Below are 22,819 nucleotides of genomic sequence, written 5' to 3'. Positions count from 1 at the left end.
TGACCCGGTGACTGCGACCACGACCGCGCCGGTGACCACCCGCGAGCGACGCCGCGCCCTGCCCACGACCCGGCGCGAGCTGCAGGTGCTCGCCGCTGCGCGGCCCGCGATGGCCGGCGTCCTGCTCGCGGGCGGAGCGCTCGCCGGAGCGCGCGAGGGCGGCGGCCTGCGGAAGGTGCCCGGGCTGGGCTGGGTGACCGCGGACCCGACCGTCGGGCGGCGCATCCTCACCGACCACCGGCACTTCACGATCGTCGGCGAAGGCGGGGTCGGGCACCTGTGGGCGCAGATCCTCGGCGACTGGGTCCTCGACCTGTTCGACGGCCCGGGCCACCACGACCTGCGCACGCGCTCGCGCGAGCTCTTCACGGAGGCGAGCGCGGCGGCGCTCGTCGACGGCGCGTGGTCCGTGGCGCTCGACGACGCTCGCCGGACCCTCGCGGCGGGCGGGACGGTCGACGTGGGCCGGCTCGCCCGCGTGCTCGTGGGGCGGATGATGATCTCCCTGCTCGGCATCCCGACCCTCGGCGGGAGCGCCGCTCCCGACGGCGCGAGCGCCGTCGTCCCCGGCGACGACGACGCGCTCGTGGCCTTCGCGACGGGCGAGCGCCTCGCGTCGATCGCGCTCGGCAGCGCGGGCTCGACGTACCTCTCGCCGGAGCAGGTCGCGGCGGCGCAGGAGATCGTCGCCGAGCTGACCCGGGGCGTGCCCGACGGGTGGCGGCACGCCCCCGCCGACCGTCTGCTCGGCCGGTGCCGCGAGCTCGGCCTCGGGCTGGAGGAGACCACAGGGCTCGCGAGCCTGCTCATGGTGGCGGGCACCGAGACGTCGGCGTCCGCGATGGCCCGCACCACGGCGCTCCTGATCGACACGGGCGAGCAGCACCGCCTGCTGCGGCTCATGGCCGACGAGCGCGCGCACCCCGTCGAGCGCGCCGCGGGCGAGCCCGACGTCGTCGAGAACGCCGTGCGCGAGGGGCTGCGCGTGACCAGCCCGGCGTCGGTCATCGGCCGCGGGGTCTCCGCGGAAGTCGAGGTCGCCGGCCGCACGCTGCGCGCCGGGGAGCGCGTCATGATCCTCACGTGGGCCGCGAACGTCGCCGCCGGACCGTTCCGCGCCGACCGCCCCTACGTGCGCGAGACCCGGCAGCTCTGGTTCGGCGCGGGTCGTCACCTGTGCCTCGGGGCGGCGCTCGCGCGCGCCGAGATCGCCGCGCTGCTGCACGCGCTGTGGGACGACGGCGTACCCCTGCAGATCGTGTCCCGCCGGGCCAAGCGGCGCGTGCTCGTACCGGGGTACGACGAGCTCGTCGTCGCACGCGCCTGACGCGGCGCGGCCCGAGCCGCGACGCCCGGCGCTGGTCGTCAGCCCTGCGGGGTCACGCTCCAGGTGCCCGCGGTCTTCACGGCCAGGACGCCGGGCAGCACGAGGTCGAACGTCTCGGTGAACGCCTCGGTGTCGCCGAACACGCGCGACGCCTCGCGCGTGACGCCGAAGTACCGGCCCTGGAACGAGTCCTCCGGCCCGGCAGGGGCCCACGACACCTCAGAGCTCGACGCCGTGCCGTCCAGCCGCAGGACCGTCGACCCCGTGCCCGACCGCGCTCCGGTGACGGGCGGGAGGTCGTTCCAGCTCTCGAACCGCACCGACCACTCACCCGGCGTCTCGAGCCAGATCGACTGCTGCGGCGCGGAGTCCTCGAACACGTCCATGAGGTACGAGCCGGTCGCCTCGCCGAGCGTGCCGGGGTACGGGGTGACGCCCGTGGGCGCCATGAACGCCCGAGTGTCGGCGCACTCGCCGCAGTCGAGGTGCACGACGACGGCGAAGTCGCCGTCGCGCACGAACGACACCGTCGCGCTCCCCGTGCCGGTCGCCGCGGCAGGCGAGCCTGCCGCGACCGTGCCCGCCTCGACCGCCTGCGCCGGAGGCTCGGTCGGTCGGTCGGCGAGCGGGTCGGCGGCCTCGTCGGTCGGGTCCTCCGACGGCTCGTCGGCCACGTCCGTCGCGTCGTCGGTGACCGACGGGCTCGGCGCGTCGGCCGACGTCGTCGACCCGGGCCCCGGCTCCGTGGCGGTCGAGCACGCTCCGAGCGCGACGACACAGGCAGCGGCGACGAGCACAGGCACGACCGACGGCGCGATCGGGCGACGACGACGCGGGGACCTCGCGGGACGGGCTGTCATGGGACCAGCGTCGCAGGCCACGAGCGCACCGCCCTCACCCGTCTCACACCAGTCGAGACCCGGTCGCGCCTCAGCAAGTCGTCAGTCGCGCGACTGCCACGTGCACACGCACGCCTCGTTGCCCTCGGCGTCGGCCAGGACCCAGAAGGCGGGCGCGCGGCGGTCGGACACGAGGTGCCCGCCCGCGGCGATGGCGGCCGTCACGCGCGCCTCGGCGACGTCGTGCGGCACCGTCACGTCCACGTGGATCCGGTTGCGCTGCTCGCGCGGCGCGTCCATCTGCTGGAACCAGAACGCGGGGGCATGGGTCGTCGGGTCCCGGAGCTCGGGTGCGGGCAGCTCCGGGGAGCCCTCGTCGAACCCGAGGACCGCCCGCCAGAACGGCTGCACCGCCGTCCCGACGAGCGTGTCGATCGCGATCTCGAGGTCCTGCACCGCCGTCGGGTCCGCGACGAGGTCGAGCTCCCGCGCCGCGGCGGAGATCTGCCGGGCGAGCGCGACGTCGCGCGCGCTGACGCCTCCGACGTCGTGCGAGGTCAGCCGGACCGTCACGGTCCCGTAGCGCAGGTCCACGTCCGGGTGGTGGTTCGCCGCCTCGGCGAGCTCGCCGATCGCGTCGACCAGCTCCACCCCCGCGGTGAACGAGCCCGTGCGGAACAGCGTCTGCACCGTCCTGAGGATGACCCGCCAGTCCTCGACGCCGTCGCTGTCGTGGAACTGCCGCGCGGTGATGCGGTCGTCGGCGGTCTCGGTCATGGCGGTCCTCCGGTCGGCGTCGCTGCGGCGGGGTGCGACACCACGCTAGTGCGCCCCTCCCCCGCCCGCGCGCCCCGGGGTCACTCGAGGATCGCGCCGCGCGACGCGGACTGGACGAGCTTCGCGTACTTCGCGAGCACCCCGCGCGTGAACGTCGGGGGCAGCGGCGCCCACCCGTCGCGGCGGGCGGCGAGCGTGTCGGCGTCGACGAGCAGGTCGAGCGTCTTGTTCGCGACGTCCAGCCGGATCGGGTCGCCGTCGCGCACGAACGCGATGGGGCCGCCGTCGACCGCCTCAGGCGCGACGTGCCCCACGCACAGGCCGGTCGTCCCGCCGGAGAACCGGCCGTCGGTCAGCAGCAGGACGGTCTTGCCGAGCCCGGCGCCCTTGATGGCGCCCGTGATCGCGAGCATCTCGCGCATCCCCGGACCGCCCTTGGGGCCCTCGTACCGGATGACGACGACGTCCCCGTCGGTGATCGTGCCGTCCTCCAGGGCGTCGAGCGCCGCGCGCTCGCGCTCGAAGACGCGCGCGGTGCCCTCGAACACGTCCTCGTCGAACCCGGCGGACTTCACGACGGCTCCCTCGGGCGCGAGCGACCCGTGCAGGATCGTGATGCCGCCCGTGTGGTGGATCGGGTTGTCGAGGGCCCGCAGGATCTTGCCGTCCGGGTCGGGCGGGTCGATGTCGGCGAGGTTCTCCGCGACCGTGCGGCCCGTGACGGTGAGCGCGTCGCCGTGCAGCAGCCCGGCGTCGAGCAGGGCCTTCATGACGACCGGCACGCCGCCGATGCGGTCGACGTCGTTCATCACGTAGCGCCCGAACGGCTTGAGGTCGCCGAGGTGCGGCACGCGGCTCGCGACGCGGTCGAAGTCGGCGAGCGTGAGGTCGACCTCGGCCTCGTGCGCGATGGCGAGCAGGTGCAGCACCGCGTTGGTGGACCCGCCGAACGCCATGACGACGGCGATCGCGTTCTCGAACGCCTCCTTGGTCATGATGTCGCGCGCGGTGATCCCGAGCCGCAGCAGGTTGACGACGGCCTCGCCCGAGCGGTGCGCGAACGCGTCCCGGCGTCGGTCCGCCGACGGCGGTGCCGCCGACCCCGGCAGCGACATGCCCATCGCCTCCGCGACCGACGCCATCGTGTTCGCCGTGTACATGCCGCCGCACGCGCCCTCGCCGGGACAGATCGCGCGCTCGATGCGGTCCACGTCCTCGCGGCTCATGAGCCCGCGCGCGCACGCGCCGACCGCCTCGAACGCGTCGATGAGCGTGACGTCCTTCTCCGTGCCGTCGGAGAACTTGACCCAGCCCGGCATGATCGAGCCCGCGTAGAGGAACACGCTCGCGAGGTCGAGCCGTGCGGCGGCCATGAGCATCCCCGGGAGGGACTTGTCGCACCCGGCGAGCAGGACCGTCCCGTCGAGGCGCTCCGCCTGGACGACCGTCTCGACCGAGTCCGCGATGATGTCGCGGCTCACGAGCGAGAAGTGCATCCCCTCGTGGCCCATGGAGATCCCGTCCGAGACGGAGATCGTCCCGAATTGGAGCGGGTACCCGCCGCCCGCGTGCACGCCCTCCTTGGCGCCCTGCGCGAGCCGGTCGAGCGACAGGTTGCACGGCGTGATCTCGTTCCACGAGCTCGCGATGCCGATCTGCGGCTTGGCGAAGTCCTCGTCTCCCATGCCGACGGCGCGCAGCATCCCGCGCGACGCCGTCGCCTCCAGGCCGTCCGTGACCTGGCGGGAACGAGGCTTGAGGTCGGGTCCGGCGTCCGTGCGCGGGGTCTGCCCAGTCATGCCCCCACTCTAGGAACCCACCCGCGCCCCGGCGAGGTAGAACCGCGGTCGGCCGAGGTAGAACCGTGGTCGTTTCCTGCCCGACGCCGGTCTGGTCGCCCTGGGTGGTCGGGGTGGGTGGTGGTGCCCCCGCCGCGGACCCGACCACGCGGGCATGAGACCCGAGCACGACGACGGGCCCGCACCTCACGAGGTGCGGGCCCGTCGTCGTCGGGGTCAGCGGCTGCGCTTGATGAGCGACACGTCGCGGACGGCGCCGCGGTCGGCGGACGTCGCCATGGCGGCGTACGCCTGGAGGGCCGGCGAGACGTACCGGTCGCGGTCGACCGGCTGCCACGGGTTCTCGCGCGCCTCCATCTTGGCGCGACGCTCGGCGAGCACGTCGTCCGGGACGTTGAGGCGGATGAGGCGCGTGTCGACGTCGATCTCGATCTCGTCACCGTCCTCGACGAGGCCGATGACGCCGCCCGCGGCGGCCTCGGGCGAGACGTGGCCGACGGAGATGCCCGACGACCCGCCGGAGAAGCGGCCGTCGGTGATGAGCGCGGTCACCTTGCCGAGCCCGCGACCCTTGATGAACGACGTCGGGTACAGCATCTCCTGCATGCCCGGGCCGCCCGCGGGACCCTCGTAGCGCACGACGACGACGTGCCCCGGCTCGACCTGCTTGGTGAGGATCTTCTCGACCGCCTCGTCCTGCGACTCGCAGACGAGCGCCTTGCCGACGAAGTGGAAGACGTCCGGGTCGACCCCGGCCGTCTTGAACACGGCACCGTCCTCGGCGAGGTTGCCGCGCAGCACGGCGAGGCCGCCCTCGACGGTGTACGCGTGCTCGAGGTCGCGGATGCAGCCGTTCGCGGCGTCGGTGTCGAGCGACTCCCAGCGGTTCGACGTCGAGAACGCCTGCGTGGTGCGCACTCCCCCGGGCGCCGCGTGGAACAGCTCGATCGCCCGCTCGGTCGCCTTGCCGCCCCGGACGTCCCAGTCGTCGAGCCAGGCGCGCAGCGTCGGCGTGTGGACGCTCGTGACGTCGTGGTCGAGCAGGCCCGCGCGGTCGAGCTCGCCGAGGAGGGCGGGGATGCCGCCGGCGCGGTGCACGTCCTCCATGTGGAAGTTCGGGTGGTTCGGCGCGACCTTGGACAGGCACGGCACCTGGCGGCTGATGCGCTCGATGTCGGTGAGGTCGAAGTCGACCTCGCCCTCCTGCGCCGCGGCGAGGATGTGCAGCACGGTGTTGGTCGAGCCGCCCATGGCGACGTCGAGCGCCATGGCGTTGGAGAACGCGGCCTTGGTCGCGATCGAGCGCGGCGCGACGGAGTCGTCCTCGTCCTCGTAGTAGCGCTTGGCGAGGTCGACGATCGTGCGGCCGGCCTCGAGGAAGAGCTCCTTGCGCGCGGCGTGCGTGGCGAGGGTCGAGCCGTTGCCCGGCAGCGACAGGCCGAGCGCCTCGGTGAGGCAGTTCATGGAGTTCGCGGTGAACATGCCCGAGCACGACCCGCACGTGGGGCACGCGTTCTCCTCGACCTGCGCGAGCGCGGCGTCGGACACGTCGTCGTCCGCCGAGTAGTTGATCGCGTTGACGAGGTTGAGGGGGGTCTTGGCGACGCCGTCGGCGATGACCGCCTTGCCGGCCTCCATGGGGCCGCCGGACACGAAGATCACCGGGATGTTGAGCCGCAGGGCCGCGTTGAGCATGCCGGGCGTGATCTTGTCGCAGTTCGAGATGCACACGAGCGCGTCGGCGCAGTGCGCGTTGACCATGTACTCGACCGAGTCGGCGATGAGGTCGCGGCTCGGCAGCGAGTAGAGCATGCCGCCGTGGCCCATCGCGATGCCGTCGTCGACGGCGATCGTGTTGAACTCCTTGGAGACGCCACCGGCCTCGCGGATCGCCGACGCGACGAGGTCGCCCATGTCCTTGAGGTGGACGTGGCCGGGGACGAACTGCGTGTACGAGTTCGCGATCGCGATGATCGGCTTGCCGAAGTCCTCCGAGCCCATGCCGGTCGCGCGCCAGAGGGCGCGGGCGCCGGCCATGTTGCGGCCGTGGGTGGACGTCCGGGAGCGCAGGGGGCGGCTCATGTCGGTTCAGCTCCTTCGACGGGTGGCCGCGGCCGATCCTCCGGCCGCCGGGTCACATTACGCCTGCCGGCGACCGGACGAACCGGGCGTCCGTCTCGTGGTCGTCGGGCTACGTACGCGGAGTCCCTACCCACTGAGGGATCTCCACCTAAACGTTACGTAAGGGTTGAACCGCCGCAGGTCGTCCTGCCACCGTGGACGAGCACGGCACGGCCAGGGCGCTCGGCGACGCCTCGACGGAGAGCGACACCGCGCAGGTGCAGCAGGCCTGGTCCCGGCACCGACCGATCCTCAGATCCCGTTCCCGAGGGGGCACCTCATGTTCACGTCCACCACGCGCACGACCTCACCGCCCGACGCGTCATCCGGGGCCGCTCCCGGCGCCACCGCCCCGGCGGCGCCCGGCCTCGTCACCCAGGACGCCGTCGTCACGCGCTCCTCCGCCCGGCACGCCCTCGCGCTCGCCCGTCTCGGCGGCGCCGTCGTCTTCCTCTGGCCCTTCGCCGACAAGCTCGTCGGCCTCGGCTACGCGACGCCGCGCGAGCGCGCGTGGCTCGCGGGCGCCGCCCCGGCGCAGGGCTACCTCGAGCACGGGGTCCAGGGCCCGCTCGCGGGGACGTTCACCGCGATGGCCGGCCCGGTCACCGACTGGCTCTTCATGCTCGGGCTGCTCGGCGTGGGGCTCGCGCTCCTGCTCGGGATCGGCCTGCGCGTGGCCGCGGTGAGCGGCGCGCTGCTCTTCGGGATGCTCTGGCTCTCGCAGTGGCCGCTCACGGCCGGGTCGAACAACCCGGTCGTCGACCAGCACGTCCTCGTGGTGCTGCTCCTCGTCGTCCTCGCGACGACGCTCGCGGGCGACACCTGGGGGCTCGGACGTCGCTGGGCCGCGCTGCCCCTGGTCCGCCGGGCGCCCTGGCTGCGCTGACAGCAGGACGCCGGGCCCGGAACCGCGCGAGGTCGCAACGGCGCGGCCTCGCGCGCCCCGGGTCGCGGTGCGCACGTCGGAACCGCTGCCCCGTCAGGCCCCGGCGGTGTGCGCGCCCTCGAGCTCGTCGGCGTGCCGGATGTGCCGCGTGACCCATGGCGCGAGCGCGAACAGCGCGAGCGCGAACACGAGCGTCACGGCGCCGATGCTGCCGAAGTACGCGGTGTCCGACGCCCCCTCGGTGACCTGCACGACCTGCGCCGTGATGGCCTGCCCGGCCGCGGGCGCGAGGAACCACAGGGCCATCGCCTGGGAGCGGAACGCCTTGGGCGCGAGCAACGTCGTCGCGGCGAGGCCGACCGGCGAGAGGCACAGCTCGCCGAGCGTCTGGATCACGTAGACGAGCACGAGCACCCACGACGGCGCCTTGCCGTCGCCGACGACCGCGGACGCGACGGCGAGGAAGAGGAACGAGACCGACGCGAGCGTGAGGCCGATCGCGAACTTGTTGGCCGTCGTCGGGCGGTCGCCGGTCTTGAGCCAGATCCACGCGAACACCGGCGCGAGGACGATGATCGACAGCGGGTTGACCGACTGGAAGAACTCGGGGCTGATGCCGACCCCGAAGAACGTGAGGTCCGTCCGGTCCTTGGCGAACGCCGAGAGCGTCGTCGCGGCCTGCTCGAAGATCATCCAGAAGAGCATCGCCGCGACGAACAGCGGGATGTACGCGATGACGCGGGGCCGCTCGGCGTCGGTCACGCGCGGCGAGCGGTACATGACGATGAAGTACGCGATCGGCGCGAGGAACGCCAGGTAGGACATCGTGTCGATGAACGTCGAGATGTCGAAGCCGCCGGCCACCAGGACCGCGATCAGCCCCACGAGCACGACGCCCGCGGCGATGAGCAGGAAGATGCGCGCGATCTTCGCCCGCTCCTCGGGGCGCACGGGGTTGGGCACGTGCGCGCCCGCCTCGCCGAGGTAGCGGCGGCCGGCGACGAAGAACACGAGCGCGACGGCCATGCCGACCGCCGCCACGGCGAACCCGGCGTGGTAGCCGCCCCAGGCGCGCGCCGCCCCGACGAGGAACGGCGCGATGAACGACCCGAGGTTGATGCCCATGTAGAAGATGGAGAACCCCGAGTCGCGGCGCGGGTCGTCGCGCGCGTAGAGCTCGCCGACCATCGAGGACACGTTGGGCTTGAGCAGGCCGGTCCCGAGCGCGACCATCGCGATGCCGGCCATCGAGAAGCCCGTGCCGGGGACCGTCAGGCTCACGTGCCCGGCCGCGATGATGATCCCGCCGTACAGGACCGAGCGCCGCGAGCCGATCACGCGGTCCGCGAGCCAGCCGCCGACGACCGAGAGCAGGTACACGCTCGTGCCGTAGATCGAGACGAGCGCGAGCCCGGTCGTCTCGTCGATGCCGAGACCGCCGTTCGCCACGGTGTCCGTGAGGTAGAACAGCAGGATCGCGCGCATCCCGTAGTAGCTGAACCGCTCCCACAGCTCCGTGGTGAAGAGCGTCAGCAGGCCGCGCGGGTGCCCGAAGAACGCGTGGTCCCCCTCGATCGCCCCGGCCGCCGGCCCCTCGGCCGCCCCGACACCGGCCGCGGTACCCGAACCGAGGGGTGGTGCGCCCGGGTCCGGCTCGGTGCGCGCCTCGCGACCGAGCGCGCGGCGCCGGGCGTCGTCCTTCCCCTGCGGGTCGTCACCGTCCATCCTGCGATGCTCCCACCGGCGTGCGCGGCAGGCGACCGTTAGCGTGGCCGGATGCCGACGCTCTGGTGGTGCCGCCGCGACCTGCGCCTCGCCGACAACCCGGCCCTCGCAGCGGCCGTCGAGACCGCCCGGGAGGCCGGCGACGACGTCGTCGCGCTCTACGTGCTCGACCCGCGCCTCTGGGGCGCCGCAGGCGGCCCGCGCCGCGCCTATCTCGCGCGGAGCCTCGCCGCGCTCGACGAGGCGACGGGCGGCAGGCTCGTCGTCCGGCACGGCGACCCGCGCGCGGTCGTGCCCGCGCTCGCACGCGAGGTGAGCGCCGAGGAGGTGCACGTCGCGGGGGCGTACGAGCCCTACGGTGTCGCGCGGGACGAGGCGGTCGAGCAGGCGCTGACCGACGGCGGCGCGCGCCTCGTGCGCACCGGCTCGCCCTACGCCGTCGCACCGGGGCGCGTGCTCACGCGCACCGGGACCCCGTTCCAGGTCTTCACGCCGTTCCGCGACGCGTGGGTCACGCACGGGTGGCGCGACCCGGTGCCGCGCCCGCGCGACGCGCCGTGGGCGTCGCTGCGGTCCGACGGCGTCCCGGACGACCCGGGGACCGACGCCCGGCTCCCTCCCGCGGGCGAGGCGGCCGCACGCCGCCGGTGGCGGGACTTCCTGACGGACCACCTCGCGGGCTACGCGACCGAGCGCGACCGGCCGGACCGGCCCGCGACGTCGGGCATGTCCGTCCCGCTCAAGTGGGGCGAGCTCCACCCGCGGACCCTCCTCGCCGACGTGCGGAACGCGCTGCACGGCGGGCTTACGCCGTCCGACGACGCCCTCGCCTACCGGTCGGAGCTCGCGTGGCGCGAGTTCCACGCGGACGTCCTGTTCCACCACCCGGGGGCCGCGCGGCGGTCGCTGCGCACGGTCGTGCCCGACGACGCGTGGGCGACCGGGGCGGACGAGGACCGGTACCTCGCGGCCTGGGCGGCCGGGCGTACCGGCTACCCGCTCGTCGACGCCGGCATGCGCCAGCTCCTCGGCGAGGGGTGGATGCACAACCGCGTGCGGATGGTGGTCGCGTCGTTCCTCGTCAAGGACCTGCACGTGCGGTGGCAGCGCGGCGCGGCGCACTTCATGGCGCACCTCGCGGACGGCGACGTCTCGCAGAACCAGCTCAACTGGCAGTGGGTGGCCGGGACGGGCCGGGACGCCGCGCCGTACTTCCGCATCTTCAACCCCGTCACGCAGGGCAAGAAGTTCGACCCCGACGGCGCCTACGTGCGCCGCTGGGTGCCGGAGCTGCGGGGCGTCGAGGGCCGGGCGGTCCACGAGCCGTGGAAGCTGCGCGAGCAGCCTGTGGGGTACCCCGAGCGGATCGTCGACCACGCCGTCGAGCGGACGGTCGCGCTGGACGACTTCGAGCGCGCACGGCGCCGTTGAGATTTTCTCAACCTGATGGTTGACGACGAACGAGCACCGGCGTAACGTCATAGTCAACCAAACAGTTGACGACGGGGCGCCGCTCACGGCGTCCGACGAGGAGGTCCCGTGACGGCCGACCCGCTCTCCCGCGTGTTCTCGGCGCTGGCCGACCCCACGCGCCGCGACATGGTGGCCCGGCTCGCGTCGGGTGACGCCAGCGTGGGCGAGCTCGCCCGGCCGTACGACATGTCCGTCCAGGCGGTGTCCAAGCACCTGCGCGTGCTCGAGGACTCCGGCCTGGTGACCCGCACGACGGACGCCCGACGCGCCCCCGTGCACCTCGAGGCGGAGGTCTTCGACCTCATGACGAAGTGGATCGAGCGCTACCGGCGCGAGGCGGAGGACCGCTACCGCCGCCTCGACGACGTCCTGCGCGACCTGCCCGACCCGGCGGCCGCACCCGAGAACGACCCGACGACAGGAGCAGCACCATGACCACCACCGGCACCCACGAGACCGAGATCGTCGTCCCGAAGGACCTCCCGATCGTCCGCATCGTGCGCGAGTTCGACGCGCCCGCGGCGAAGGTCTTCCGCGCCCACCTCGACCCGGAGCTGTTCGCGCGCTGGAACGGCCCGCGCTACCTCTCCCAGCGCAACGAGCACTGGGACGTGCGCACGGGCGGCGCCTACCGCTACGTCCAGGTGGACCCCGACGGCAACGAGTACGCGTTCTTCGGCAGCGTCCACGAGGTGCGCCCGGACGAGCTCATCGTCCAGACGTTCACCTACGAGGGGTTCCCCGACGGCGTCTCGCTGGACCGCCTCGTGTTCGAGGACCTGCCCGACGGCCGCAGCCGCCTCACCGCGACGTCGCTCGTCGACTCGATCGAGGGTCGCGACAGCTTCGTCGCGAGCGGCATGGAGGTCGGCGTCCGCGAGGGCTACGAGCAGCTCGACGAGCTCCTCGCGGAGTCCTGACCCGCACACCCGCATCCAGCCGAGCGAGATCGGGGCGGCACCCACCAGCGGTGCCGCCCCAGGCGTGCCACCGGCCCGTGCCCTCGTCGACCCGGACCGCGGCGCGCCTCGTGAGCTTCCCGTGCCCGACCCCCGCGGTCGGGCACGGGAGTCTTCAGCCCCTCACGCCTCGCCGCGCGCGAGGAGGCGGCCCGTGGGGCGGTCGAACGCGATCTCCTCGCCCCGCAGGTACGTCGCGACGACGGCGCCCGAGAGCGCGCGGTCGGCGTACGGCGTGATGGGGTTCTTGTGGTGCAACGCCTTCGGGTCGACGACGAACGCCGTGTCCGGCTCGACGACCGCGAGGTCGGCGTCGAACCCGAGCGCGATCGAGCCCTTGCGCTGGAGCCCCGCGATGCCGGCCGGGCGGGACGACATCCACTCGACGACGCGCGCGAACGGCACGCCCCGTGTCCGGGCCTCGGTCCACACGATCGCGAGCCCGAGCTGGAGCGACGAGACGCCGCCCCAGGCCGTCCCGAAGTCCCCGGTTTCGAGGTCCTTGAGGTCGGGCGTGCTCGGGGAGTGGTCGGAGACGATGCAGTCGATCGTCCCGTCGAGCAGGCCCTCCCAGAGGAGCTCGCGGTTGTCGATCTCCCGGATGGGCGGGCAGCACTTGAACTGCGTCGCGCCGTCCGGGATCTCCTCGGCCGCGAGCGCCAGGTAGTGCGGGCACGTCTCGACCGTGAGCCGCACGCCCTCGCGCTTCGCGCTCCGGATCATCGGCAGCGCGTCCGAGCTCGACAGGTGCAGCACGTGCGCGCGCGCCCCGGTCCAGCGCGCCGCCTCGATCACCGCGGCGATCGCGACGTTCTCCGCGCCGCGCGGGCGCGACGCGAGGAAGGTGTCGTAGTGGTCGCCGTGCGGGGTGGGCGCCCGCTCGATCGCGCGCGAGTCCTCGGCGTGCACGAGCATGAGCCCGTCGAAGTCGGCCAGCAGGCGCAGGTCGGCCTCGAGCTCGTCGGGCTCGAGGTACCCGAACTCCTCGACGCCCGAGTGCAGCAGGAAGCACTTGAAGCCGAACACGCCCGCGTCCCACAGGGGCCGCAGCTCGTCCGCGTTGCCGGGCACGGCGCCGCCCCAGAACCCGACGTCGACGAACGCCTGGTCGCGCGCGACCTTCTGCTTGGTCTCGAGCGCCTCTACGTCGACCGTCGGCGGGATCGAGTTGAGCGGCATGTCGACGATCGTCGTCACGCCGCCCGCGGCGGCGGCCCGCGTCGCGGACGCGAACCCCTCCCACTCGGTGCGCCCGGGCTCGTTGACGTGCACGTGCGTGTCCACGAGGCCGGGGACCAGCACCTGGTGCGGCTCCAGCTCGACGACGCGTGCGCCGTCGAGCCCCGCGCCCAGGGGCTCGATCGCCCGGACCACTCCCCCGCTGACCCCGACCTCGCGCGGCTGCTCGCCCGACGCGACGAGCACGCGCTCGCCCCGCACGACGAGGTCGTACTCGTGCTCGCGACCGCTCACCTCACCCGCGCTCATCGCGTCCTCCTCCATGTCGTCTGCTCCTCCGGTGCGGCACGCTCAGTCGAGCAGCGCGACGGCGGTCGGCGCGTCGTCGGCCGAGATCGCGAGGTCCTCGAACTCGTTGACCCCCGTGAGCTCGACGCCCATCGCGATGTTCGTCACGCGCTCGAGGATGACCTCGACCACGACCGGCACGCGGAACTCGGCGGCCATGCCCTGCGCCTTGGCGAACGCGTCGCCGAGCTCGTCGGGGTCGGTCACGCGGATCGCCTTGCAGCCCAGGCCCTCGGCCACCTTGACGTGGTCGACGCCGTAGCCGCCCACCTCGGGCGAGTTGATGTTCTCGAACGACAGCTGGACGTGGTAGTCCATGTCGAACGCGCGCTGCGACTGCCGGATGAGGCCGAGGTAGGAGTTGTTCACGACGACGTGCACGTACGGCAGGTTGAACTGCGCGCCGACGGCGAGCTCCTCGATCATGAACTGGAAGTCGTAGTCGCCCGAGAGCGCGACGACCGGCTCGTCCGGCACGGCCTTCGCGACGCCGAGCGCCGCCGGCCCGGTCCAGCCGAGCGGGCCCGCCTGGCCGGCGTTGATCCAGTGCCGCGGCTTGTACACGTGGAGGAACTGCGCGCCGGCGATCTGCGAGAGGCCGATCGTCGTGACGTAGCGGGTCTCGGGGCCGAACGCCTTGTTCATCTCCTCGTACACGCGCTGCGGCTTGATGGGGATCTCGGTGAAGTGCGTCTTGCGCTGGAGCGTGCGCTTGCGCTCGGCGCACTCGGCGGCCCAGCCGGAGTAGTCGCGCGCCTGCCCGGCGTCGCGGCGCTCGCGTGCGACCTCGACGAACAGCTCGAGGGCGGCCCTCGCGTCGGAGACGATGCCGTAGTCGGGCGCGAACACGCGCCCGATCTGCGTCGGCTCGATGTCGACGTGGACGAAGGTGCGGCCCGCGCGGTACGTGTCGAGGCCGCCCGTGTGACGGTTGGCCCAGCGGTTGCCGATCCCGAGCACGAAGTCCGAGGCGAGCAGGTTCGCGTTGCCGTAGCGGTGCGACGTCTGGAGCCCGGCCATGCCCGCCATGAGCGCGTGGTCGTCGGGGATGACGCCCCAGCCCATGAGCGTCGGGATCACCGGCACGCCCAGCGTCTCGGCGAGCTCGACGAGCAGGTCCTCGCCGCCCGCGTTGACGATGCCGCCGCCCGCGATCAGCAGGGGGCGCCCGGCCGCGAGCAGCAGGTCGATCGCCTTCTCCGCCTGCGCGCGCGTCGCCGTCGGGCGGTGCACGGGCAACGGCTGGTACGTCGCCGGGTCGAACTCGATCTCCGCGAGCTGCACGTCGATCGGCAGGTCGATGAGCACCGGGCCCGGGCGGCCCGAGCGCATGAGGTGGAACGCCTGCTGGAAGACCTGCGGCACCTGCCCGGCCTCGAGGACGGTCTTGGCCAGCTTGGTCACCGGAGCGGCGATGCTCGCGATGTCGACGGCCTGGAAGTCCTCCTTGTCGAGCTTGGCGACCGGCGCCTGGCCCGTGATGCAGAGCATCGGGATCGAGTCGGCCCACGCAGCGTAGAGGCCGGTGATCATGTCGGTGCCCGCGGGGCCCGACGTGCCGATGCAGATGCCGATGTTCCCCGGCTTCGCGCGGGAGTAGCCGTCGGCCATGTGCGACGCGCCCTCGACGTGGCGGGCGAGCACGTGGTCGATGCCGCCGTGCGCGCGCATCGCGGAGTAGAAGGGGTTGATGGCGGCGCCGGGCAGGCCGAACGCCTGGGTCGCGCCCTCGATCTCGAGGATCGCCACTGCGGCGTCCACCGCACGCATACGAGGCATGGTTTCTCTCCTTGCTGGAGGTGACGTCGTCGTCAGGGGAAGGTCAGGAGCCGTCGCGGCCGGACAGGCGCTCGACGCCGCAGAACAGGCCGGAGTGGTCGAGGCCGCCGTCGCCGTTCGCGCGGGCGGAGGCCATGAGCTGGGCGACGAGGCCGCCGAGCGGCGCGACGACGCCCGCCTCGCGGGCCGCGGCGGTGACGATGCCGAGGTCCTTGTGGTGGAGCTCGATCCGGAAGCCGGGGCCGAAGTCGCGGTCGCGCATCTTGCGCGCCTTCTGGTTCAGCACGGCCGAGCCCGCGAGCCCGCCGCCGAGGACCTCGATCGCGGCCTCGGTGTCGACGCCGTACGCCTCGAGGAACACGATCGCCTCGGCCAGTGCCTGGATGTTCGCGGCGACGATGAGCTGGTTCGCGGCCTTGACGGTCTGCCCGGAACCGTTCGGGCCCACGTGCACGACCGTCTTGCCGACGACGTCGAGGAACGGCTTGGCCGCCTCGAAGTCCTCGGGCGTGCCGCCGACCATGATCGACAGCGCGGCGTTGATCGCGCCGGGCTCACCGCCCGAGACGGGCGCGTCCACGATGCGCAGTCCCGCGTCCGTCGCCTGCCGCGCGAGCGCGACCGTGACGTCGGGACGGATCGAGGAGAAGTCGATGACGAGCGCGCCGGGCTTGGCGTTCGCGAGGACGCCGTCGTCGCCGGTGAGGACGGCCTCGACGTCGGGCGAGTCGGGGACCATGATCGCGACGACGTCGGCGCCGGAGACGGCGTCGGCGACCGACTCCGCCGCGCGACCGCCGGCCGCGACGAGCGGCGCGGTCTTCTCGGGGCTGCGGTTGTAGCCCGCGACGTCGTGCCCGGCGTCCTGCAGGTGGACGGCCATGGGGCTGCCCATGATGCCGAGTCCGATGAAGGCGATGGAGGCCATGGTGTGCTCCTCTGGGTGGTTCGGGTCGGGGGTCTGTGTCGGGGGCGGACGACCGCGGAAGGTCAGCGCTCGGCAGCCGGGAGCCACGCGAACGGGTCGGCGGCCTCCGTCTTGTACTCGAGGCCGATCCAGCCGTCGTAGCCGCCGGTCCGCAGCTCCTTGGTCCAGCGGTCGATCGGCAGGTCGCCCGTGCCGGGCTCGCCGCGCCCGGGGGCGTCGGCGATCTGCACGTGGGCGATGCGCCCGCGGTAGGTCGAGAGCGCCGCGTCGACGTCGTCGCCGTTGACGGACAGGTGGTAGACGTCGAACAGGAGACCCAGGTTCGTCTCGCCGTGGTCGGCCGCGACCCGGTCGATGACGCGCACGGCGTCGGCGGCGGTCTTGAGCGGGTAGGCCGGGGCGCCGCTCACGGGCTCGACGAGCACCGTGCCCCCGATGCGCCCGACGGCCCGGGCGGCGAGCGCGAGGTTCTCGGCCCCCAGCGCGTCCTGCGCCTCGGGCGTCTCGCCCTCCTGGCGGTTGCCGTAGAGGGCGTTGAACGCGCGACAGCCGGTGCGCTCGCCGATCGTGGTGACGACGTCCAGGTTCGCGCGCAGGTCGGCCGAGCGCGCGGGCCACGACACGAGGCCGCGGTCGCCGCCGGGCATGTTGCCGGCGTCGAAGTTGAGGCCCGTGAGCTGGACGCCCGCCGCCTCGATCGCACCGACGAACGCGTCGACCTCGTCCTGCGCCGGCGTGGGCGACGCGAACGGCCACCAGAACTCGACGCCGCGAAAGCCCGCGGCCGCCGCGGCGGCCGGCCGCTCGAGCAGCGGCAGGTCCGTGAGCAGGATCGAGCAGTTGACGGTGTACGTCGGTGCGGGGCTCATCGTCGTCTCCCTGGGTCCGTCCGCGTCTCGCTACCTTGCGATTCCATTCTGCGGAACTTTTCTTCTGCTGTATGGAAGTGTAGGCACGCCCACGGCGGAGCGTCAACAGCCGGCGCGGCACTCCGTCCGGTTGTGGGCATGGAGAGGGCCCGGTTCCGCGTGCGGAACCGGGCCCTTTCCATGCCCACAACCGGGTGCTGCGTCAGCGGCGGCGGTCGAGCTTGACCTGCCGGTTCACGTCCTTGTAGAGCAGGTAGCGGAACGGCTTGGGGCCGCCCGCGTAGCAGGCCTGCGGGCAGAACGCCCGGAGCCACATGAAGTCGCCCTCCTGGACCTCGACCCAGTCGCCGTTGAGGCGGTAGACGGCCTTGCCCTCGAGGACGTACAGGCCGTGCTCCATGATGTGCGTCTCCGCGAACGGGATGGACCCGCCGGGCTGGAACGTCACGATGTTGACGTGCATGTCGTGCGCGAGGTCGTCGGGGTCGACGAACCGCGTGGTCACCCAGACGCCGTCGGTGTCCGGCATCGCGCGCGGCTCGACGTCCTGCTCCCGCGTGACGAACGACGTCGCGGTGTGACCCGGGATCGGCTCGTACACCTTGCGGATCCACTGGAACGCCGCCTTGGCGTCCGACCGGTTGTGCAGCGCCCACCGCTCCCCCGCCGCCAGGTACGCGTACCCGCCCGGCTCGAGCACGTGCTCGACCCCGGCGAGCGTGAGCACGAGCGTGCCCTCGGTGACGAAGACGACGGACTGCACCGTCTCCTCGTCCTCGCCCTGGTCCGACCCGCCGCCGGGCGAGACCTCCATGACGTACTGCGCGAACGTCGTCGCGAAACCCTCGATCGGCCGGGCGAGCACCCACAGCCGGGTCGTCTCCCAGCCCGGCAGGTTGCTCGTGACGATGTCGCGCAGCACGCCGCGCGGGATCACCGTGTAGGCCTCGGTGACGATCGCGCGGTCGGTGAGCAGCTCGGTCTGCCCGGGCAGGCCACCCTGCGGGGTGTAGTAGGGGGTGGTCTGGGTCATGGGTTCACTCCTCGAGATGATGGCCCGGGCCGACGACGGTCGGTCGCGGCGGGCTGGACGGGGCGGGGTGGACGGGACGGTGCGGAGGGCGTCGGTCAGCCCGCGACGGGCTGCGGGGCGTGCCCCGAGACGCGGACGGCGTCGAGCCCGGCGCGGTCGAGACCGGTCGCGGCGCGGACCTCGGCCTCGGTGAGCGCGCCGCAGTCGACGCCGCGCCCGAGGAACCAGGCCATCGCCTTGGCCGTGGCGGGCTCGTCGAGCACGCCGCCGGCGTCGGGCACGAACCCGACGTACGCCGCGAGGCGCGCGAGCGCCGACGCCGCGCCCTCGCGGTAGAACGCGTACGTCGCCGCGAACCGGCTCGGGAGCTGCGCGGGGTGCAGGTCCCAGCCCTGGTAGTAGCCGCGCTCGAGCGAGCGGCGCACGAGCCGCCCGTGCAGGCGCCACGCCGCGTCGACGGCCTGCGGGTCGCCGACGGGGAGCACGTTCGTCGAGCCGTCCGACAGGCGCACGCCCGTGCCCGCGACGGCGAGCTGCATGACCGACTTCGCGTGGTCGGCCGCGGGGTGCTCCATCGACTGGTACGCCGCCGCGATGCCGAGCGACGCCGAGAAGTCGTACGTGCCGTAGTGCAGCGCGGTGACCCGCCCGGGCGCCGCGTGCACGAGCCGCGCCACGGTCGCCGTGCCGTCCGCCGCGAGCAGCGCCTGCGGCGTCTCGACCTGCACCTCGAACCGCAGGCTGCCCGGCTCCAGGTCGTTCGCCTGCTCGACGCGCTCGCACGCGACCGCCATCGCCTCGACCTGCTGCGGCGCGGTGACCTTGGCGAGCGTGACGACGAAGCCGTCGGGCAGGCCCGTCTGGCCCTGGGCGGCGCGGGCCGCGACGAGCTCCGCGACGAACAGCGCGAGCGTGCGCACGCCGCGCCGGCGCGTCGCGGCCTCGAGGCACTTGATGCGGATCCCGCTCAACGGCGTCGCCGTGCCCTGCGCCTCGGCGCGAGCGAGCTCGCGCGCGGCCGCCGCGACCGCGGCGTCCTCGGCCGCGTCGCCGCGGTCACCGAACCCGTCCTCGAAGTCGATCCGCAGGTCCTCGATCGCCTCGACGGCGAGCTTGGCGCGCACGCGCTCGGCCACGGCGTCGGCGAGGTCGCCCCCGGCCTCCGCACCGATCCCGAGCAGGTCGACGAGGCGGCGTACCCCCTCGGCCCCGCCGCCCGCCGCGTCGACCGCCTCGCGCGCCCGGGCCGCCCACTCGGGCACGAGGCCCGCGGTGTACCGGTCCCCCGGCACGTAGACGGTGTGCACGGGCTGGCGCGAGCCGTCGTCGCCCGGGTACCGCGCCTCGAGCTCCGCGTCCCACGGCGCGAGCAGACCGTCGAGCGTCGCGTGCAGCGCGGCGACGCCCTGCTCGCTGAAGGCCCGCCGCGACGCCGAGCCCGAACCCTCGGGAAACCCCGCCGGCATCAGGAGGCGTCCTGCTCGTGCGCGACGACGTCCTCGTACGCCGGGAGCGTGAGGAAGTCGACGTAGTGCTCGTTGAGCGCGATGTCCTCGACGAGCGCGGCGGCCCGGTCGTAGGGACCGGCGTCGTACGCCTCGTGCCCGACGTCGTCGCGCAGCCGCGCGGTCTCCTCGCGCAGGAGCGTGCGGACCAGGTCCGCGGTGACCGTCGTGCCCGCGCTCTCGCCCGCGGTGAACGACGCGCCCGAGCGCACCCACTGCCACACCTGCGACCGCGAGATCTCCGCGGTCGCGGCGTCCTCCATGAGGTTGTGGATCGCGACCGCGCCGTTGCCCGCGAGCCACGCCGCGACGTACGCGACGGACACGTAGAGGTTGTTGCGCAGCCCGGCCTCGGTGACGTCGCCCTGCGCCGACGACACGTCGAGGAGCTGGTCGGCCGTGACGTGGACCTCGGGGCGCTGTCGGTCGAGCTGGTTGGGCCGGTCGCCGAGCACGCCGTCGAACACCTCGCGGCACACGGGCACGAGGTCCGGGTGCGCGACCCACGAGCCGTCGAACCCGTCCCCGGCCTCGCGCTGCTTGTCGGCGCGCACCTTGTCGAACGCCTGGGCCGTGACCTCGGGCTCGCGACGGTTCGGGATGACCGCGGCCATGCCGCCCATCGCGAACGCCCCACGCTTGTGGCACGTCTGGACGAGCAGCTCGGTGTACGCGCGCATGAAGGGCGCGGTCATGGTGATCGCGCCGCGGTCGGGCAGCGTGAACGACGGGCCCGAGTCGCGGAAGTACTTGATGACGGAGAACAGGTAGTCCCAGCGGCCCGCGTTGAGCCCCGACGCGTGGTCGCGGAGCTCGTAGAGGATCTCGTCCATCTCGAACGCGGCCGGGATGGTCTCGATGAGCACCGTCGCGCGGATCGTCCCGTGCGGGATCCCGAGCGCCTCCTGCGCGTACGTGAAGACCTCGTCCCACAGGCGCGCCTCGAGGTGCGACTCCATCTTCGGCAGGTAGTAGTACGGGCCCGAGCCGCGCGCGAGGAGCTCCGCGGCGTTGTGGAAGAAGTGCAGGCCGAAGTCGACGAGCGCGCCGACGGCGGGCGTCCCGTCCACCGTCAGGTGCACCTCGTCGAAGTGCCACCCGCGCGGTCGCACGACCATGACGGCGAGCGCGTCGCCGTCGGCCTCGGGGCGCAGCGCGTACTGCTTGCCCTCCGGCGAGGTGAACGCGAGCGTGCGGCGCGTGGCGTCGTGCAGGGCGACCTGGCCCCCGACGACGTTGGCCCAGTGCGGCGTCGACGCGTCCTCGAGGTCCGCGAGCCATACCTTCGCGCCCGAGTTGAGCGCGTTGATCGCCATCTTCGGCGTCGGAGGCCCGGTGATCTCGACGCGGCGGTCCCGGAGGTCGGCGGGCGCGCCGGCGACCGTCCACTCCCCCGCGCGCACGTCGGCGGTCTCGGGCAGGAAGTCGAGACGACCGGTGCGGGCGACCTCCTCGCGCCGCGCGGCGCGAGCGGCGAGGAGCTCGTCGCGGCGTCCGCCGAACCGGCGCTGGAGCCCCGCGACGAAGTCGAGCGCGTCCGGGGTGAGGATCTCGTCGGACCGCTCGACGGCGGGTCCGTGGACGGCGACGGCCGTGGTGGTGGTCATGGTGTGTCCTTTCTGCGGGGCGGCCGGGCTGACGACGGTGCGTCAGGACCGGGACGCCGACCCGACGTGGTGGCCCGACGTGGTGCTCCCCTGAGCCTGCTCCGCGCGGCCGCGCTCCGCGACCTCGGCGACGGCGCGCGCGACGGCCTTGGAGACCGCGGGCTCGAACACGCTCGGCACGATGTAGCTCGCGCTGAGCTCCTCGGGCGCGACGGCGTCCGCGATCGCGACGGCCGCAGCGCGCAGCATCTCGTCGGTGATCTCGCTCGCGCCGACGTCGAGCAGGCCGCGGAACAGCCCCGGGAAGGCGAGCACGTTGTTGATCTGGTTCGGGTAGTCGCTGCGGCCCGTCGCGACGACGGTCGCGTGCTGCGCCGCGGCGATGGGGTCGACCTCGGGCGTCGGGTTCGCGAGCGCGAAGACGATCGCGTCGTCGGTCATCGTCGCGACGTCGTCGCCCGTGAGGATGTTGGGACCGGAGACGCCGATGAACACGTCGGCCCCGGCGAGACCCTCGCGGAGCGTGCCGGTGAAGCCCTCGGCGTTGGTCGTCTCGGCGAGGCGACGGCGGTGGTCGTCCGTGAGGTTCGCGCCCGGGTGGATCGCGCCGTGGCGGTCGAACGCGACGATGTGCCGCGCACCCTGCCCCTGGAGCAGGGAGATGATCGCGTTGCCCGCCGCGCCCACGCCGGAGACGACGATGCGCACGTCCTCGATCGTCTTGCCGACCACCCGCAGCGCGTTGGTCAGCGCCGCGAGGACGACGATAGCCGTGCCGTGCTGGTCGTCGTGGAACACGGGGATGTCGAGCTCCTCGCGCAGCCGGCGCTCGATCTCGAAGCAGCGCGGCGCCGAGATGTCCTCGAGGTTGATCCCGCCGTACACGGGGGCGATCGCCTTGACCGTGCGGATGATCTCCTCGGTGTCGGTCGTGTCGAGGCACACGGGCCAGGCGTCGACGCCCGCGAACTGCTTGAACAGCGCGGCCTTGCCCTCCATGACGGGGAGCGCGGCGGCCGGGCCGATGTCGCCCAGGCCGAGGACGGCGGTCCCGTCGGTCACGACCGCGACGGTGTTGCGCTTGACCGTCAGCCGGCGTGCGTCCTCGGGGCGCTCGGCGATGGCGAGGCACACGCGCGCCACGCCGGGCGTGTAGGCGCGGGCGAGGTCGGCGCGGTGGCGCAGCGGCACCTTGGGGTTGACCTCGAGCTTGCCGCCGAGGTGCATGAGGAACGTCGCGTCGCTCACGTGGCGCACGGTGATGCCGTCGAGCGCGCTCAGCGCGTCGCGGATGCGCTCCACGTGCGCTGCGTCGACGGTGTCCGCCGTGACGTCGACGACGAGGCGGTCCGCGCCCGACTCCGACACGTCGACACCCGTGATCGCGGCGCCGGTCGCGCTCACCGCGGCGACGAGGTCGCTCGCGGTGCGGTGCCCGCTCGGGGCCTCGACCCGCAGCGTGATGGAGTAGCTCGGGCTGGTCGCGGCGGCCTTCGCCGTCGGGGCCTGCGTCTCCGGGGCCTTCGTCTCGGACGTCATGTTCGTTCCTTCTTCTCGTATGCTGAGGCGTGTCTTCCGTGATGCGGAAGGGAGCGCGGGACGGTCCCGCACTGCTCTGACGAGGTACGCACCCTGCGTCGGGCGGCACCAGGTGGACAGGAGATC

The 22,819-nt window shown here is 73.3% G+C and carries 18 protein-coding genes; 5 read left to right on the top strand and 13 right to left on the bottom strand.

Features of this window, described 5'->3' with window-relative positions; translation table 11 throughout:
• The first annotated feature begins 7 nt into the window (after positions 1–7).
• Complete coding sequence (locus tag A0J59_RS19730; protein ID WP_255365374.1) at positions 8–1,327, top strand: cytochrome P450; 1,320 nt, start codon at positions 8–10, stop codon at positions 1,325–1,327.
• A gap of 38 nt (positions 1,328–1,365) precedes the next feature.
• On the opposite strand, the gene A0J59_RS19725 is transcribed toward A0J59_RS19730, so the two are convergent.
• From A0J59_RS19725 to ilvD (A0J59_RS19710), 4 genes are all read right to left on the bottom strand, one after another.
• On the bottom strand, positions 1,366–2,187 hold the full coding sequence (locus A0J59_RS19725; RefSeq protein ID WP_156533204.1) for a hypothetical protein: 822 nt from the start codon (positions 2,185–2,187) through the stop codon (positions 1,366–1,368).
• An 81-nt stretch (positions 2,188–2,268) separates the two neighbouring features.
• The gene (locus tag A0J59_RS19720; RefSeq protein WP_053371412.1) at positions 2,269–2,943 is read right to left on the bottom strand and encodes a 4a-hydroxytetrahydrobiopterin dehydratase; all 675 of its coding nucleotides are present in this window, start codon (positions 2,941–2,943) and stop codon (positions 2,269–2,271) included.
• A gap of 80 nt (positions 2,944–3,023) precedes the next feature.
• Complete coding sequence (gene ilvD, locus A0J59_RS19715; RefSeq protein ID WP_064317214.1) at positions 3,024–4,742, bottom strand: dihydroxy-acid dehydratase; 1,719 nt, start codon at positions 4,740–4,742, stop codon at positions 3,024–3,026.
• A 216-nt stretch (positions 4,743–4,958) separates the two neighbouring features.
• The gene (gene ilvD / locus A0J59_RS19710; protein ID WP_047232519.1) at positions 4,959–6,824 is read right to left on the bottom strand and encodes a dihydroxy-acid dehydratase; all 1,866 of its coding nucleotides are present in this window, start codon (positions 6,822–6,824) and stop codon (positions 4,959–4,961) included.
• Between the two features lie 319 nt (positions 6,825–7,143).
• On the opposite strand from ilvD (A0J59_RS19710), the gene A0J59_RS19705 reads away from it, so the two are divergent.
• Complete coding sequence (locus A0J59_RS19705; RefSeq protein ID WP_064317213.1) at positions 7,144–7,749, top strand: hypothetical protein; 606 nt, start codon at positions 7,144–7,146, stop codon at positions 7,747–7,749.
• A gap of 93 nt (positions 7,750–7,842) precedes the next feature.
• On the opposite strand, the gene A0J59_RS19700 is transcribed toward A0J59_RS19705, so the two are convergent.
• Complete coding sequence (locus A0J59_RS19700; RefSeq protein WP_082141150.1) at positions 7,843–9,474, bottom strand: peptide MFS transporter; 1,632 nt, start codon at positions 9,472–9,474, stop codon at positions 7,843–7,845.
• 51 nt (positions 9,475–9,525) lie between these two features.
• Between A0J59_RS19700 and A0J59_RS19695 the strand changes: the two genes are divergently transcribed.
• The 3 genes from A0J59_RS19695 (at position 9,526) to A0J59_RS19685 (ending at position 11,867) form a co-directional block, all read left to right on the top strand.
• On the top strand, positions 9,526–10,905 hold the full coding sequence (locus A0J59_RS19695) for a deoxyribodipyrimidine photo-lyase (protein WP_064317212.1): 1,380 nt from the start codon (positions 9,526–9,528) through the stop codon (positions 10,903–10,905).
• Positions 10,906–11,013: 108 nt separating this feature from the next.
• Entirely contained in the window at positions 11,014–11,382 is a 369-nt protein-coding gene (locus A0J59_RS19690; RefSeq protein WP_047232516.1) for a helix-turn-helix transcriptional regulator, read from the top strand.
• Positions 11,379–11,867 (top strand): SRPBCC family protein, encoded by a 489-nt coding sequence (locus A0J59_RS19685; protein WP_053371409.1) that lies wholly within the window; start codon positions 11,379–11,381, stop codon positions 11,865–11,867. The genes A0J59_RS19690 and A0J59_RS19685 overlap by 4 nt, the downstream gene beginning before the upstream one ends.
• Before the next feature lie 162 nt (positions 11,868–12,029).
• Here the strand turns inward: A0J59_RS19685 and allB are convergent, their stop codons facing one another.
• From allB to A0J59_RS19645, 8 genes are all read right to left on the bottom strand, one after another.
• Positions 12,030–13,394, bottom strand: a complete 1,365-nt coding sequence (allB, locus tag A0J59_RS19680; protein ID WP_064317250.1) for an allantoinase AllB — start codon at positions 13,392–13,394, stop codon at positions 12,030–12,032.
• Between the two features lie 42 nt (positions 13,395–13,436).
• A complete protein-coding gene (gene gcl, locus A0J59_RS19675; RefSeq protein WP_064317211.1) occupies positions 13,437–15,212 on the bottom strand; it encodes a glyoxylate carboligase in 1,776 nt (591 codons plus the stop codon).
• A gap of 43 nt (positions 15,213–15,255) precedes the next feature.
• Positions 15,256–16,140 (bottom strand): 2-hydroxy-3-oxopropionate reductase, encoded by an 885-nt coding sequence (locus tag A0J59_RS19670; protein ID WP_064317210.1) that lies wholly within the window; start codon positions 16,138–16,140, stop codon positions 15,256–15,258.
• Between the two features lie 62 nt (positions 16,141–16,202).
• Positions 16,203–17,009: a hydroxypyruvate isomerase family protein gene (locus A0J59_RS19665; protein ID WP_064317209.1), complete on the bottom strand. Its 807-nt coding sequence runs from the start codon at positions 17,007–17,009 to the stop codon at positions 16,203–16,205.
• A 202-nt stretch (positions 17,010–17,211) separates the two neighbouring features.
• Complete coding sequence (locus A0J59_RS19660) at positions 17,212–18,042, bottom strand: bifunctional allantoicase/(S)-ureidoglycine aminohydrolase (RefSeq protein WP_064317208.1); 831 nt, start codon at positions 18,040–18,042, stop codon at positions 17,212–17,214.
• 95 nt (positions 18,043–18,137) lie between these two features.
• Positions 18,138–19,508 (bottom strand): aldolase/citrate lyase family protein, encoded by a 1,371-nt coding sequence (locus tag A0J59_RS19655; RefSeq protein ID WP_156533202.1) that lies wholly within the window; start codon positions 19,506–19,508, stop codon positions 18,138–18,140.
• Positions 19,508–21,154: a malate synthase A gene (aceB, locus tag A0J59_RS19650; protein WP_064317207.1), complete on the bottom strand. Its 1,647-nt coding sequence runs from the start codon at positions 21,152–21,154 to the stop codon at positions 19,508–19,510. Before aceB ends, A0J59_RS19655 begins: the two co-directional genes overlap by 1 nt.
• Positions 21,155–21,196: 42 nt before the next feature.
• Entirely contained in the window at positions 21,197–22,693 is a 1,497-nt protein-coding gene (locus A0J59_RS19645) for an NAD-dependent malic enzyme (RefSeq protein ID WP_082919209.1), read from the bottom strand.
• Positions 22,694–22,819: the final 126 nt, after the last annotated feature.

The sequence above is a fragment of the Cellulosimicrobium sp. I38E genome (assembly GCF_001647255.1).
Taxonomy (GTDB): Bacteria; Actinomycetota; Actinomycetes; order Actinomycetales; family Cellulomonadaceae; genus Cellulosimicrobium; species Cellulosimicrobium cellulans_E.
Note: the sequence above shows the minus strand (reverse complement) of the source record. Positions and strands in the feature narration are given on the sequence as shown.

What these genes read in the sequence shown, in the direction of transcription:
- A0J59_RS19725 (WP_156533204.1), bottom strand. Translation starts at nt 2,187, where the DNA reads ATGACAGCCCGTCCCGCGAGGTCCCCGCGTCGTCGTCGCCCGATCGCG.
- A0J59_RS19720 (WP_053371412.1), bottom strand. Translation starts at nt 2,943, where the DNA reads ATGACCGAGACCGCCGACGACCGCATCACCGCGCGGCAGTTCCACGAC.
- ilvD (WP_064317214.1), bottom strand. Translation starts at nt 4,742, where the DNA reads ATGACTGGGCAGACCCCGCGCACGGACGCCGGACCCGACCTCAAGCCT.
- ilvD (WP_047232519.1), bottom strand. Translation starts at nt 6,824, where the DNA reads ATGAGCCGCCCCCTGCGCTCCCGGACGTCCACCCACGGCCGCAACATG.
- A0J59_RS19705 (WP_064317213.1), top strand. Translation starts at nt 7,144, where the DNA reads ATGTTCACGTCCACCACGCGCACGACCTCACCGCCCGACGCGTCATCC.
- A0J59_RS19700 (WP_082141150.1), bottom strand. Translation starts at nt 9,474, where the DNA reads ATGGACGGTGACGACCCGCAGGGGAAGGACGACGCCCGGCGCCGCGCG.
- A0J59_RS19695 (WP_064317212.1), top strand. Translation starts at nt 9,526, where the DNA reads ATGCCGACGCTCTGGTGGTGCCGCCGCGACCTGCGCCTCGCCGACAAC.
- A0J59_RS19685 (WP_053371409.1), top strand. Translation starts at nt 11,379, where the DNA reads ATGACCACCACCGGCACCCACGAGACCGAGATCGTCGTCCCGAAGGAC.
- allB (WP_064317250.1), bottom strand. Translation starts at nt 13,394, where the DNA reads ATGAGCGCGGGTGAGGTGAGCGGTCGCGAGCACGAGTACGACCTCGTC.
- gcl (WP_064317211.1), bottom strand. Translation starts at nt 15,212, where the DNA reads ATGCCTCGTATGCGTGCGGTGGACGCCGCAGTGGCGATCCTCGAGATC.
- A0J59_RS19670 (WP_064317210.1), bottom strand. Translation starts at nt 16,140, where the DNA reads ATGGCCTCCATCGCCTTCATCGGACTCGGCATCATGGGCAGCCCCATG.
- A0J59_RS19665 (WP_064317209.1), bottom strand. Translation starts at nt 17,009, where the DNA reads ATGAGCCCCGCACCGACGTACACCGTCAACTGCTCGATCCTGCTCACG.
- A0J59_RS19660 (WP_064317208.1), bottom strand. Translation starts at nt 18,042, where the DNA reads ATGACCCAGACCACCCCCTACTACACCCCGCAGGGTGGCCTGCCCGGG.
- A0J59_RS19655 (WP_156533202.1), bottom strand. Translation starts at nt 19,508, where the DNA reads ATGCCGGCGGGGTTTCCCGAGGGTTCGGGCTCGGCGTCGCGGCGGGCC.
- aceB (WP_064317207.1), bottom strand. Translation starts at nt 21,154, where the DNA reads ATGACCACCACCACGGCCGTCGCCGTCCACGGACCCGCCGTCGAGCGG.
- A0J59_RS19645 (WP_082919209.1), bottom strand. Translation starts at nt 22,693, where the DNA reads ATGACGTCCGAGACGAAGGCCCCGGAGACGCAGGCCCCGACGGCGAAG.